Annotated in this window: 12 protein-coding genes; 3 read left to right on the plus strand and 9 right to left on the minus strand. The window is 30.5% G+C overall.

All coding sequences use genetic code 11. The annotated features are described in order from the left end of the window. Positions 1-49: 49 nt before the first annotated feature. Complete coding sequence (locus B3J26_RS05580; protein ID WP_038336062.1) at positions 50-466, minus strand: OsmC family protein; 417 nt, start codon at positions 464-466, stop codon at positions 50-52. Between the two features lie 268 nt (positions 467-734). Between B3J26_RS05580 and B3J26_RS05585 the strand changes: the two genes are divergently transcribed. Beyond that, positions 735-1,202 carry a DUF6265 family protein gene (locus B3J26_RS05585; protein ID WP_291073667.1) on the plus strand — a complete coding sequence of 156 codons (468 nt, stop codon included), beginning with the start codon at positions 735-737 and terminating at the stop codon, positions 1,200-1,202. Here B3J26_RS05585 and B3J26_RS05590 read toward each other — a convergent pair whose 3' ends face one another. Then, positions 1,203-2,396: a Pycsar system effector family protein gene (locus B3J26_RS05590; protein WP_291073669.1), complete on the minus strand. Its 1,194-nt coding sequence runs from the start codon at positions 2,394-2,396 to the stop codon at positions 1,203-1,205. It abuts the gene before it with no gap. A gap of 24 nt (positions 2,397-2,420) precedes the next feature. Between B3J26_RS05590 and B3J26_RS05595 the strand changes: the two genes are divergently transcribed. Next, positions 2,421-6,143: a metallophosphoesterase gene (locus B3J26_RS05595; protein ID WP_291073671.1), complete on the plus strand. Its 3,723-nt coding sequence runs from the start codon at positions 2,421-2,423 to the stop codon at positions 6,141-6,143. Positions 6,144-6,176: 33 nt separating this feature from the next. Here the strand turns inward: B3J26_RS05595 and B3J26_RS05600 are convergent, their stop codons facing one another. The 4 genes from B3J26_RS05600 to B3J26_RS05615 all read right to left on the minus strand — a co-directional run bounded on the left by B3J26_RS05600 (position 6,177) and on the right by B3J26_RS05615 (position 10,375). Continuing rightward, the gene (locus B3J26_RS05600; protein ID WP_280051427.1) at positions 6,177-6,590 is read right to left on the minus strand and encodes an SRPBCC domain-containing protein; all 414 of its coding nucleotides are present in this window, start codon (positions 6,588-6,590) and stop codon (positions 6,177-6,179) included. 3 nt (positions 6,591-6,593) lie between these two features. Next, positions 6,594-8,912, minus strand: coding sequence for a hypothetical protein (locus B3J26_RS05605; protein ID WP_291073673.1), 2,319 nt, complete (start codon positions 8,910-8,912; stop codon positions 6,594-6,596). 66 nt (positions 8,913-8,978) lie between these two features. Then, positions 8,979-9,734: a peroxide stress protein YaaA gene (gene yaaA, locus B3J26_RS05610; RefSeq protein ID WP_291073675.1), complete on the minus strand. Its 756-nt coding sequence runs from the start codon at positions 9,732-9,734 to the stop codon at positions 8,979-8,981. Positions 9,735-9,754: 20 nt separating this feature from the next. Then, on the minus strand, positions 9,755-10,375 hold the full coding sequence (locus tag B3J26_RS05615) for an L-threonylcarbamoyladenylate synthase (RefSeq protein WP_038336126.1): 621 nt from the start codon (positions 10,373-10,375) through the stop codon (positions 9,755-9,757). Between the two features lie 195 nt (positions 10,376-10,570). Between B3J26_RS05615 and B3J26_RS05620 the strand changes: the two genes are divergently transcribed. Beyond that, entirely contained in the window at positions 10,571-11,026 is a 456-nt protein-coding gene (locus tag B3J26_RS05620) for a VOC family protein (protein ID WP_280062172.1), read from the plus strand. A gap of 4 nt (positions 11,027-11,030) precedes the next feature. Here B3J26_RS05620 and B3J26_RS05625 read toward each other — a convergent pair whose 3' ends face one another. The 3 genes from B3J26_RS05625 to B3J26_RS05635 form a co-directional block, all read right to left on the minus strand. Next, entirely contained in the window at positions 11,031-11,354 is a 324-nt protein-coding gene (locus tag B3J26_RS05625; protein ID WP_280062173.1) for a winged helix-turn-helix transcriptional regulator, read from the minus strand. A gap of 60 nt (positions 11,355-11,414) precedes the next feature. Then, positions 11,415-12,386, minus strand: coding sequence for an N-acetylornithine carbamoyltransferase (locus B3J26_RS05630; protein WP_291073677.1), 972 nt, complete (start codon positions 12,384-12,386; stop codon positions 11,415-11,417). A gap of 86 nt (positions 12,387-12,472) precedes the next feature. After that, a complete protein-coding gene (locus B3J26_RS05635; protein WP_291073679.1) occupies positions 12,473-13,324 on the minus strand; it encodes a DUF72 domain-containing protein in 852 nt (283 codons plus the stop codon). Between the last annotated feature and the right edge of the window lie 138 nt (positions 13,325-13,462).

The following is a 13,462-nucleotide window of genomic DNA, read 5'->3' on the forward strand; positions in this document are numbered from 1 at the left end:
GTATTGAAAAAAGGTCTTTCGAACGAAAGACCTTTTTTTTGTTATCAATTTAATTCACATTTATCTCGTAGGTGATATCAATCCCGCCATTTGCAAGCATATCATGTACACTACAATACTTCTTAACCGCTAATTCAGCAGCTTTATTTGCTTTATCTAAATCAATATTTCCTTTTAAGAAAAATTTGATGTGAATATTCGTGAAAATATTTGGAATTTCATCTCGACGTTGACCTTCAACTTCAACTTTAATATCTTCAATTTCTTGGCGTTGTTTCTTCAAAATCTCATTCAAATCAAAAACACTACAACTTCCCAAAGCAATCAAAACTAACTCCATCGGGCGAACTCCTTTTCCTTCTCCTCCAATAGATTCTGGTCCATCAATATTTACTTTTACTGAAGAACTTGGTGCTGTCGCTTCATAGTGAGAAGCCTGATTTACTCTATTTAATTCAATTTTCATCTTATTTCTTTTAAAGTATAAAAATAATCATTCTCAAAAGATTTATTCTAATATTTGATTGAATAATGATTTTCTGAATAAATTTTAGCTGAATTTAAATTCAATTATAGAAAATTTTGATAAAACTGCTCAAAAAATCCTCGAAAACGGAGGAATAATAGCTATGCCAAAATTTGCAATTCCTAGAATGTGTTGGCAAGGTTATTTTTTTAGATACAAATAATTTTGAAATTGATAAGCACACTAAATAAAACTAAAACACACCAATATGAAACAATTTACTTTTCTAATTTTATTTATTTTTTCGCTGAATTCTTGCGAATCAACTAAAACTTCTGCTGATAAACCAAGTTTTGATTTTTTGGTTGGAGAATGGATTAGGACGAATGAAAAATCGGATCGAAAAACGTATGAAAACTGGAAAAAAGTTGATAAAAACACTTTTTTAGGTCGCGGATTTACAATCAAAAATAATGATACAATTTCGCAGGAACATATTACTATCACAAAGATTGATGATAAATGGATATTGAAAGTTAACTTGGACAAAACTAAAAATGTGACAACTGAATTTGAATTTATCAATTCTGATAAAATTTCGTTTACATTAGAAAATCACAAGAATGATTTTCCTAAACTTATCAAATATTGGAAAGTTGGATATCAGTTAAAAGCTGAGATTAGTAATGATGAATCAAGTAAAATTGCGTTCGATTTCGAAAAAGTAAAGAAATAATTAAGCAACATTTGTGATCATCGCGTAAGCAAACGTTAGCACGGATAAAACTGTTCCGATCATAAAAATTGTGTACGTGATGCTTAACAAACGATATTTTCTTTCCAAAACTTTTCCTAAATAATACAAATCTCTTGTCATAGAATTATATAAATAATCGCGGTCTTTCATCAGTTCTTGCATCGCTTCTTCGTAGGCATCAAGCGACATTTGATAAAAATTTCCGAAGAAAAGTAAATTCACTTTTTTGTTTTTTATATCTTCTTCGTTAAAACTTTCGTACGTTACATTTGGTTTAGTTGCTAAAATTGCAAAAATAATTGAAACAACGCTTGATAAAAGCATTACAATTGAAGGTAAAAGTAAATATTCATTCTTTGGACTTCCTAATTTTGGAACCAAAGTAGAAAGCGCAATCGAAATCACAATGGCATTTACAGACAATAAGATATTGGCTTTACTATCTGCAATATCACTTAAACGCGTATGATTGTTTAACGTCACACGAAAAAGTGTATCAACACCACGTTCTGGTTGCTGAATTTTATCGTTTTTCTTTTTCTTAATTTCATACTTATTGGGAATATCACCAATCAACTCTATCTCTTTGATTTTGTTTTGTGTATAAATTAAGTTTTCTTCTTTTCCTTTTTGCCAATGTTTTTTTGCAGCATCTGTATAAAAATGATGAACATTTAGAAAGAAATTTCTATTTTCTAAATGCCATTCGTAGTCCGAAAATTCTTTGTGACAAATTTTGGCAATTTCATCACGTAACAACTCAGAAATCTTAGGATATTCGGTTTGTCCTAAATGATAGTTATCTGCATCTTTTACAATTGCTTCACCTATATTTTTCGGAACAATATTTAATGTTGTGATTAAAATATAATCTTGGACTTCGTTGATGTAATTTTCGTCGAAATTATGCTCGTTCAAATATTGTTTTGCAATATTTGCACTTTCACTTTCATGACCTTGCACGGTTTTTGTATATCCCGTATCATGAAACCAACCAGCAATTAATAATTTCTCTTGTAAATCTGTAGAGATTTGTTCCTCCGCGCTCAAAGTTTTTATAGCTTCTACAACTTTTACAGTATGCATAAAATTATGATACGTAAAATCTAAAGAAAGATTATCTTTGAACAGATTGAAAACATAGTTTTCTATATTTAATAACAATTGGTTCATCACAAGTTTTTAACGCTTAAATGTATGAAATTATTACCAACACTGAACAACAAAAAATTGAATTATCCTTTTTTGGCTTTAGTAGGTTCTTGCCTTTATATGACATCTTGCGCTACGCAACTTCCTCAATATGGTAGAAACATTAAGACAGAAAAAGTACAAAATGTAGAAGGAAATAAAATTCAATCTATCTATTTAATTGGCGATGCAGGAGATCTTGATCAACCAAAAAATAAACAAAATTTAGAAATTTTAAAGAATCAATTAGCGAAAGCTGACTCTTCTTCTTATCTTTTCTTTTTAGGTGATAATGTTTACGAAAATGGAATTGTAACAGATTCTACAAAAGCTGAATATACAACAAGTAGAGAAAAACTTCAATTTCAGATTGATTTAGCGAAAGAATTTAAAGGAAAAACTCTTTTTATTCCAGGAAATCATGATTGGCGGAATGGTGTAAAAGGATTAAAAGAACAAGAAAAATTAGTCAAAAAACAATTGGGTAATAAAAAATCATTTTTACCAAAAGATGCATGTCCAATTGATAAAATAAATGTAAATGATAGCATCGGAATTATTGCGATAGATTCTGAATGGTATTTGCAAGATTGGGATAAACATCCTGGCCTGAATGAAAAATGTGATATCAAATCACGCGAAGCTTTCTTCGAAGAACTAGAATCGCAATTGAACAAATATCAAAACAGAACAACTATTATCACGATGCATCATCCGTTATATTCGAACGGAACACATGGTGGACAATTTGATTTCAAAAAACAGTTTTATCCATTAGGAGATAATTTCAAAATTCCATTACCTGTAATTGGATCTTTTATCAATTTACTAAGAAGTACAACAGGTCTTAGCCCTCAAGACGTTAATAATTTCAAATACAGAGAGATGGCTTCTCGTATTGCAACGCTTATCGAAAATAGAAATAATGTAATTGTTGTTTCTGGACACGATCACAACTTGCAATACATTCAGCAAAACAATGTCAAACAAATTATCAGTGGTTCTGGTTCTAAAAAAGAATCGGCAAAAGCGGTTGGTAAAAACGATTTTTCTTACGGAGATAATGGTTTTGTTGTCTTAGATTTGTATGATAATGGTGCTTCTAAAGCTAATTTCTATGGTTTTAAAGACGGTGGAATCGAATTATTATTAGCAAAACAAATTACAGAAAAGAAAAAGGAATATTTGGCTCAAGTTTATGATGACAAAAAAATGCCGAAAACGAAAGAAACAAGTGTATATCCATTAGAAGATACACGTAAATCTGATCCGTATAAATTCTTTTTTGGTCGCCATTATCGTCGAACATATGGTCAAACAATTACTGCTAATACCGTTAATTTAAGTCAGCTAAATGGAGGTTTAACCCCTGTTAGAATGGGCGGTGGACATCAAACGCAAAGTTTACGATTGGTGAATGCGAAAGGTGAAGAATACAATATGCGATCGGTGAAGAAAAGTGCCACGCAATTCATTCAGCAAGTTGCATTTAAAAATAAATATGTTGCAGATGAGTTTGAAGATTCGTTCACAGAAAAATTTTTGATGGATTTCTATACAACCAATCATCCATATTATCCACTAACAGTTGCTAATTTGATGAAACCGATCAATATTATGCATTCTACGCCAAAATTATATTATGTTCCGAAACAAGAAGCCTTGAAAGAATATAATGAGAATTTTGGTGATGAATTATACATGATAGAAGAGCGACCAATGTCTGGGTATCAAGATGGTGTTTTCGGAAAACCAAAAGATATTGTTAGTACAGATGATATGTTGGCTGCAATTCACAAAAACAAAGATGTTGTTGTAGATAAACAAGCCTACATTCGTGCTCGACTTTTTGATATGTTAGTTGGTGATTGGGATCGACATTCTGATCAATGGCGTTGGGGCGTTTACAAAGAAAATAATCAAACTGTTTACAAACCAATTCCACGTGATAGAGATCAAGCATTTCCACGTTATGACGGACTTTTCTTTCATTTGATTATGAAAATTCCTCCGCTTAGACATATGCAAGATTACAAAGATGATATCAAAAGTGTAAAATGGTTCAACAGAGAACCTTACCCGTTGGATTTAGCCATTTTAGAATCATCCAATCTTGATTTATGGAAAAAAGAAGCAAAATATATTCAAGATAATTTGAGTGATGATTATATCAAACAATCATTTGAATTAATTCCTGAAGAAACAAAACAAGAATATGATCAAGAAGTCATTAATAATCTTATTGCTCGAAAATCTAAATTAGAAAAATTTGCTGAAGAATATAATAAAGTTCTTCGCAAATTAGTCATTCTGAAAGGAACAGACGAAGATGAAGATTTTGTGATCACTCGTTTACCAAAAGGAAAAACAAATGTAAAAATCTATTCAGGACAAAATCGAACTTTAATTCTTGATGAAGATTTTGATAAAAAAGAAACGAAAGAAATTCGTTTATATGGATTAAACGGAAAAGATAAATTTAAAGTTGAAGGAAAACCGAGCAATGCTATTTTAGTTCGAATTATTGGAGGAATTGACGATGATGTGTACGAAGTAAAACGTTCGGCAAAAGTAAAAGTATATGATTACGCTAACGGAAGCGATGCATCTGAATCTACCTTTTTAACGTCGAAAAATTTTGTCAACGATTACGAGGTTAATACATACGATTACAAACAACCGATGTATAATTTCTTTACGATGTTACCTAATATCGGCTACAATCCTGATGATGGAATAAAAATTGGTTTATCGCCAACCTACACTGTCAACGGTTTTGATCGTAAACCATATTCGCAACGTCACAATTTGCAATTAAGTTATTATTTTGCGACAGGCGGTTGGGATGCAAAATACAAAGGAACGTTTACAAAAGCTTTGGGCAAATGGAATTTAGACCTTAATGCTGCTTACACGAGTCCAACTTATAGTACAAATTTCTTTGGCTTAGGAAACGAAACCGTGAATAATCAAGAAGAAATTGGAATGGATTATAACCGTGTTCGATTAGAAAGTTATAGTATTGGACCATCTATTTTCAAGATTATGAATAACAATGGGCGTTTAGATTTTTCTGCGATTTATAGTTACAAAAAGATTGAAGAGAATAAAGATCGTATTGTCGAAGATTTCCCATCAATTAATAGAGACGTTTTCAAAGGACAACATTTCGGAGAAATTGGAGCTAAATATTTGTTCAAAAATTACGATAACGAATCATTACCAAAATTAGGCATGACATTTTTAGCTAATGCGAAATGGATTTCTAACTTGACAGATTTTGAACGTAATCATTTTTACACAGAACTTAATTTAGGTTTTACGCACAAAATTTCTGCAAATGGAAGATTAACAGTTGCTTCTATGCTAAAAGGTAAAGCAGTTTGGGGTAATTTTATGGAATTCTACCAAATGGCTAATTTAGGTGGAGATCAAGATTTACGTGGTTATCGATTAGGTCGTTTTGCTGGAGACAAAGTTTTCTTACAAACATCTGATTTACGATTTGATGCTTTACGTTTCAAAGCCGTTGTTCCATTGCGATTAGGCGTTTTTGTTGGAGCTGATTATGGACGAGTTTGGTTAAACGGAGAAGACTCAAATAAATGGCATTCATCTATGGGTGGCGGACTTTGGATAAACGGAGCACAATCTATTACCGCAACAGTTTCATACTTTAAAGGTGAAGATCCGGGACGAATCGTTTTTGGATTGAATTTCGGATTTTAACATATAAAAAAATAACCTTCAAAAATTTGAAGGTTATTTTTTTTGTACATATTTCTTGATTGCTTGCATCATATTTATCCACGCATTTTCTGAATGCGAGCGCTCAAAATCATCCGCAAAATCTTTTCCTTCAATTGATAGATAAGTAAAATTACCCGAAACTTTCAAGTTAAAAATCACTTCAATCTCATGGTCTGTATTTTGTTTTTTATAATTATATCGCAAACGTTCATTCTCCATAATTGATGTAATCAAGGCTTCATCTATCAACGTTTCATTATTTTTTTGTGATACAAACTTTATCTTCTCTCCTACTTTCCAATCGTTACAAGTCATTTTTATGTTTTCAAAACATTCATTAAACGCTTGTTCATCAGTCAAAACTTTCCAAATATTTTCGACAGTACTATCTATCGAAATATTAAGCAATACATCATCTTTTTCCATTCTTTATTCTTCTATTTTTGTATATTTTTCGAGTTTATTTTTATAATTAATCGAAACTCTAATTGCTTGCAAACCACTTATACCTTGCAAATCATCAATTTCCAAATATTCAACATCTTTTTTCAAAAATTTCTTATCAATTAATAAATTGATATAATTTGAGTATTCTTCTTTTAGGATATCTACGGTATAAATAATACAAATTTTGTGTGGCAAATTGATTCGTTCATTTGTTCCTTTCACAAAAGCTTTACTCAATCTTTTCTTGATTATTTCATATTTTGCATTGTTATATCCATTAACATCAAAACGTTTCTCATCTAATTTGAACAAAATATCTAAAGTGGTATTCGTTGCAAAAATCAACGAAGCAACCTCAACTTTTAATGGTGTTTTTTTCTGAATTTCTTTGTAAGATTGTTCCAAGGCTATCATCGCTTGTAGTTGCCAATATCTAATTTCTCGAATATTTTGATAGGAGAATTTTTTGAACGGCGCAATACTTCGCCCAACATACAAATTGTAATCAATTCCATCTGTCTTGAAACGTTCGTAATAATGCGGAAATACATCTTGAGCATCTTTCTGAAAAGTGTCTAATTTGTTCGACAAAAGTGAATTTGTCATTACAATTGTTTGGTCAAATTTTTTGCGTTCTACGTAAAATAATCCCGTTGTAGAATCTAACTTTTTTAGATATTCTTCGATAATTGATTTCTCATTGTCCTTTACATATTTGGGAATTTCAGGATGAATATGCAACGTAATGTAATCAAATAATTCGCTTTCGAAATAGATTTTATCTACATTATCTATTCGTTGCAAAAAATCAGTCAAATCGTCAATATAATCCAAAAATTTATTCTTTTTTGTACGATTATATAACTCGTTACAAATCAAAATCAAGTAATTAATCTGATTAGTATAATCCATTTTTAAACATTGATTTCGAATCACTGACGAATTTCTCACATCCAATTCACCATAAATTGGATATACATTTTGAAAAGAAATCTGCGATTTTTGTTTTGTGTTTCCCGGATGCAATATATGTTCGCGAGCTTTTTCTCTAAATTTCCAATCTACACTTGGATGCAACGACGTATATTCGGTTTGTATATAAGCATTGATTTGATTCTCAAACTCTACCGTATAGCGATAAATAGATTCTTCTAAAAGAGGCGTGATTTCGCGCAAAAGGTTTGCATTAATTCGATTGAAAACTCCAGATTCTTTCGAACCTATTTCTAAAATACCTAAATGAGATTTTCCGTTTTTCAATGGGTAAAGAATCAAACTTTTCAAACCAGATTCATTTGCCATTCTCAACATTTTATCTTGCGGAAACTTCTCCAAAGCAGCGTCAATATTAGAAACAACATAATAATCTGATTTCGATATTTTGTTCTCTAAATCAGCACAAAAAATTTCATTCAGTTTTATTTTTTTATGATTATCAATCAATAAACTATCATTCAATTGTAATAAATGACTAATTTCCAATTGATTTTTATCCGAATTATAAGCCGAAAAACCGACTTCTAAATTATTGATTCTAAAAATAGATTTTAATGCAGAAATAATATCATTTCGAACAATATTAAAAGGTTCTCCATAAGATAATAATTTAGATTTTAAGTTAGAAAGTGCAATTTCAGTCGTATTATCAAAAAATGAAACAAGATTAAACCCTTTTGCAATCCAAGATCCAATTGGAATTTTTCTCATCCACAAAGCTGTATCTTCATAATTATTCAACAACTCTTCAATTTCATCTTCAGTCAATTTAAATTTATCTTCAGATGGATAAATACGAAAATAATCATGGTTTATATCAGTACCAAGATAAGTTCTGTAGCCATTTTGATTGTCTATCACCAACTGATTTGATAAATTAAAATCTAAATTTTTATGATAATATTTTGATAAGATGAAGCAACAACAAAACTTATATAATGTATCATAATCTAAATCTTCAAAATTGAATTTTAGTCGTGATTCATTATTATCAATCAACTCTCTAAGTCGATCCGTTGCAAAAATAAATTTATCTGAAAAGGGAAAAGTTATCGCTTTTAAATTATATTTTACAAATGGATTTGGAATAATTTTCTCAATAATTGGCTCAACATCTTTGATAATTTTCTGAAAATCTTCAAATGTTTCAACACCATCAATCAACTCTGGTCGAGTAGCTTTCAGATATTCTAAAAAAGCTTTAAACTCTCCAAAGTTGTATTCAGATCGTTCTAATTCTTCAATCAGCGATTGGAACGAGTAAATAATTTTGATGGGTAATTTATCGATAAAATTTTCTTTCATATATGATTTAAAAATAACAAAAGACTACTAATAAAGCAGTCTTCAAGTTATTATTTTTTTTAGTCATTATCTTGTAAATACCAAAGTTTCTTCGGTAGAAAGGTTCTCATCAAAACGATAACCATCCACGTCAAATGCTTTCACTTGATCCAAAGTTTCAACTTTATTTTCTGCACAATAACGCGCCATTGCACCACGAGCATGTTTAAAATACATCATGATTTTTTTCAATTCACCGTTTTTGTAATCTTGAAACTCTACATCAATCATCGGAACTTTTAACGATTTTTTATCCAAAACTTTAGCATATTCATTACTTGCTAAATTTAAGATAAATTCTCCTTTTTTTAGTTTCGAATTTAGAAAAGGTGTCAAAATTTCTTTCCAAAAACCATACAAATTTTTCGAACCATGAACATCTAATTTAGAACCCATTTCCAATCGATACAACATTACTTTATCAGAAGGACGCAACATTCCATAAAGCCCAGATAACAAAAAAGTATGTTTATTAAAGTAATCAAATGCTTCATCATCTAAAGTTTCAGCATTTAAACCTCTATAAACTTCACCTTTGAAAGCTAAAGCTGCTGGAATAGCTTGTTTCGCAGTAGGTTTAACATTCCAAACCTGATTACGCTCCACATTCATTTCTGCAATGTCTTTCGAAATTTTCATTAATTTTTCAAGATCAGTTGTACTCATTTCTTTCATAACATCCATAATTTCTTGTGAATGTTCCAAAAATTGAGGTGTTGTTGCTCTCCATTTAGCATTCATTTCCAAATTCATCATCTTCGCTGGAGAAAGTAATATTTTCATAGTTTTTTCTTAAAAATAAATTATAAATAATCTTCAATATCACCTTTACCTTCACGTAAAACCTCTACTCCATCTGTCATATCAACAATAGTAGACGCAATATTATCTCCATAACCACTATCAATCACAGCATCCACAAGTTTCTCCCATTTCTCAAAAATCAATTCAGGATCTGTTGTATATTCAACAATTTCATCTTCATCATAAATAGAAGTTGAGGCAATAGGATTTCCTAATTTTTCGACAATCATTTGCGGAACAGCATGATCTGGAACACGAATACCAACCGTTTTTTTTCCTTTGTAAGCGACAGGTAAATTGCGCGATGCATTCATGACAAATGTAAATGGCCCTGGTAAAGCGCGTTTCAAAATCTTAAACGTACTATTATCAATTGGCAAAGTGTATTGAGACAAATGGCTTAGATCATTACAAACAATAGAAAAATGAGATTTTTCTAATTTAACACCTTTCAATCGTGCCAATTTTTCCATCGCTTTGATATTCGTAATATCACATCCTAATCCATACACAGTGTCGGAAGGATAAATAATTAAACCTCCATTTTGTAGAATCTTAACCACTTGATCAATCGCTTTTTCTTGTGGATTTTCTGGATGAATTCTGATATAATCTGCCATTTGTAAATCTTTATTCAAAGATACAAAATTGCAATCAATAAAATTCTTTCCTAAATTTTTGTTTTTGATTGGATGATTGAAGAAATTGATATTCTTCTTTAGTTGCATGATATTTTCTTAAAAAACTCCAACTAACAATTTTGTAAGTTCTTGTAAAGAGATGTCAACCATACTAATTTTACAGAAAAATTAAACATGATTTTAGCAGAAAATATAGTAGCCTTTCATCATTATTCTTTAAAAGTAAATGACTTTGAAAAAACATTGAAATTTTATGATTCTTTAGGTTTTGAAGAGGTTCATTCATGGTCATTGCCTTCTTTTAAGTTAAAAAAAGCTGTAATGATTTACAATAAAAATATCAATTGTTACATCGAATTATTTGATAAAGATGCTGAAATTCCAACTCAAGGTAGAAAAAGGCAAGCGGATGATGAATACATTGAAAATTCAATCTTACATATTTGTTTTATGGTAAAAGATGCAGAAAAAGCTCGAGAAGAGGCAATAAAAAATGGAGCTTTTGATTTGAGTAAAGGTGTTCACGAACTTTTATTAAGTAACGATAAAAAACCGGTTAATGTTCGTAATAGTCTTGTTTATAGTCCTAATGGAGAGGTTATTGAATTTTTAGAAAATGTACATTTTTAAATTTTTATAAATCTAATTTATTGATATTTTCTAATAGTGATAAAACTTTATCTCCTTTTGAAGATAACTTATAAATTGATTTTGTTTTATCTTTTTCATTCTCAATCAAATGATCTATTTGCAATTCTTTCAATTGTTTTGTCAAAATTCTATCAGTAAGATTAGGAAATTCTAATTTCAAATCAGAATAACTTTTTGTAGTTTCCTTTAAAGTAAAAATTATTGAAACCTTCCATCTACCAGTGATTAAGGATAAAACCTTGTAAGCGTTACAAAAGTTTTCTAAATATTTATCATTAATAGAATTTGTAGAATTTTCTTTCTTCATAATTGAATGAGATTGAAAAAAAATAAGGCTAAAATTTAATCTTTAGCCTTGTTTTTTTATCTATTTATTCTTCAAAATCTCGTGGAAAACAGTTTGAGCTGAGAAAATTCGGTTCGTTGCTTCATCAATTACGATAGAACGATCAGAATCTAAAACTTCATCAGATACTACTACATTGCGACGAACTGGTAAACAATGCATAAATTTTCCGTTATTTGTCAAATTCATTTTATCCATTGTCACTTCCCAATCCTTATCACCATCATTCGGTTGACCATAATTTTCAAAAGAAGACCAGTTTTTTGCATAGACAAAATCAGCATCTTTCAACGCTTCATCTTGATCATAAGCAATCGTTGCTCCATCAGTAAATTTTGGATCTAACTCCAAACCTTTTGGTTGTACAACTGTAAAATCTACCCAATCTACTTTAGAAAACCATTGCGCAAAAGAATTCGGAACAGCTTGTGGCAAACGACGTGGATGCGGCGCCCAAGTCATCACAACTTTCACTTTCTTTTCAGGTTTTGTCCCAGGCGTATAACCCGTTTTTTCTGCAATTGTAATTAAATCAGCAAAAGACTGTAATGGATGTAAAGTTGCACTTTCCAAAGAGACAACAGGAACAGAAGATAATTCTTTTACTTTATTGAACATGATTTCGTTATAATCTTCATCACGATCTACTAATTTCGGAAAAGTACGAACGCCTAAAACATCACAATACGCACTCATTACCTGAATTGCTTCTTTGATATGTTCTTGCGTATCTCCGTTCATCACAGCACCATCAGCCATTTCCAATGTCCAAGAATCTGCTCCAGCATTCAAAACCCAAGCATTTGCTCCAAGATTATAAGCCGCTTTAATAGAGCTTAGACGTGTACGTAAACTTGGATTAAAGAAAATCAAACCAACTGTTTTATTTTTACCAACTTCTTGTTGAGCATAAGGATTTGCTTTAATTTCTAAGGCTGTTTTTAGTAATTCGTCGATGTTTTCTACATCATAAACCGAAGTAAATTGTTTCATAATTGAGAAGAATCTTTTGTTTTATTTGTTCTGCAAAATTAGTTGAAACAATCGAGGTTTAAAGAATTATTTTTGCTAATTTTCACTTAAAACAACGTCAATTCATCTTGTGGACCACGAATGTCTAAATCTAAATCATCGTTTAATTTTTTGATGAAATATTTGGCTAACATTGGCGATTCTAACTCTAAATTTTGATGAATAAAGAAATACAATTTCTGCAAACCTTCTGCTTTCCAAAGTTTAATTGTTTCAATCCATTCATCTAAACGTTCATAATCGGATGGAATATTTGCTCCAACAAAACGCACAAAAGCTTCATTCGAAGTCAATCGCATATGCACCATATCTCTCCTACCCGCCGCATCAACAATGATATTTGAAATGTTATGCTTTTCTAATAACGAAACTAATCGATTAAAATTTTCTTCGTTCGAAAACCAATCTTCATGACGAAGTTCTACAGCTAACGGATAACCTTTCGGAAAATTTTGAATGAAATTTTCTAATTTTTCAAAATCTTTTGGCGCAAAATTTTCGTGCATTTGCAAGAAAATCATTCCTAATTTTTCTTCAAATAACGCAACTGCATCCAAATATTGATTCAATTTATCTGTCACATTTTGCAATCGTCCATAATGACTAATACTTTGTGGAATTTTCGGGAAAAATTTAAAATCTTTTGGAGTTTTATTTGCCCAACTTTCGACATTTTCTTTACTTGGCGAACGATAATATGTCGCATTTAGCTCGATACTATTAAATTGCGTTGAATAATAACTCAATTCATCTTTTGTTTTAGGCGGATAAAAATTCTTCAAATCTTGCTTATTCCATTTTGCACAGCCTACATATACTTCGAAATTATCTGATTTATCAGCTTTATTCAACAAATCAATCGTTTCTTTTGGCGTTTTTGGCAATGTAAAATTAACCAATTCTGGGTTTTCTACTTATCCGAATTTCATCTTTCTAAATTTGAACGAAAATTAAGCAATTATAAGCAGTTCTCATGATCTATTTTACGACAAAATGTCAGAAAAATTTCATTTGGTGTAAGCTTCCCCAAAATTAGA

The organism is Empedobacter sp. UBA5987 (genome assembly GCF_002429865.1).
GTDB lineage: Bacteria > Bacteroidota > Bacteroidia > Flavobacteriales > Weeksellaceae > Empedobacter > Empedobacter falsenii_B.

Excerpts from the sequence above, each read along its gene's own strand:
- B3J26_RS05590 (WP_291073669.1), bottom strand. The coding sequence starts at position 2,396 with ATGAACCAATTGTTATTAAATATAGAAAACTATGTTTTCAATCTGTTC.
- B3J26_RS05625 (WP_280062173.1), bottom strand. The coding sequence starts at position 11,354 with ATGAAGAAAGAAAATTCTACAAATTCTATTAATGATAAATATTTAGAA.
- B3J26_RS05580 (WP_038336062.1), bottom strand. The coding sequence starts at position 466 with ATGAAAATTGAATTAAATAGAGTAAATCAGGCTTCTCACTATGAAGCG.
- B3J26_RS05600 (WP_280051427.1), bottom strand. The coding sequence starts at position 6,590 with ATGGAAAAAGATGATGTATTGCTTAATATTTCGATAGATAGTACTGTC.
- B3J26_RS05595 (WP_291073671.1), top strand. The coding sequence starts at position 2,421 with ATGAAATTATTACCAACACTGAACAACAAAAAATTGAATTATCCTTTT.
- B3J26_RS05605 (WP_291073673.1), bottom strand. The coding sequence starts at position 8,912 with ATGAAAGAAAATTTTATCGATAAATTACCCATCAAAATTATTTACTCG.
- B3J26_RS05585 (WP_291073667.1), top strand. The coding sequence starts at position 735 with ATGAAACAATTTACTTTTCTAATTTTATTTATTTTTTCGCTGAATTCT.
- B3J26_RS05620 (WP_280062172.1), top strand. The coding sequence starts at position 10,571 with ATGATTTTAGCAGAAAATATAGTAGCCTTTCATCATTATTCTTTAAAA.
- B3J26_RS05630 (WP_291073677.1), bottom strand. The coding sequence starts at position 12,386 with ATGAAACAATTTACTTCGGTTTATGATGTAGAAAACATCGACGAATTA.
- B3J26_RS05615 (WP_038336126.1), bottom strand. The coding sequence starts at position 10,375 with ATGGCAGATTATATCAGAATTCATCCAGAAAATCCACAAGAAAAAGCG.
- yaaA (WP_291073675.1), bottom strand. The coding sequence starts at position 9,734 with ATGAAAATATTACTTTCTCCAGCGAAGATGATGAATTTGGAAATGAAT.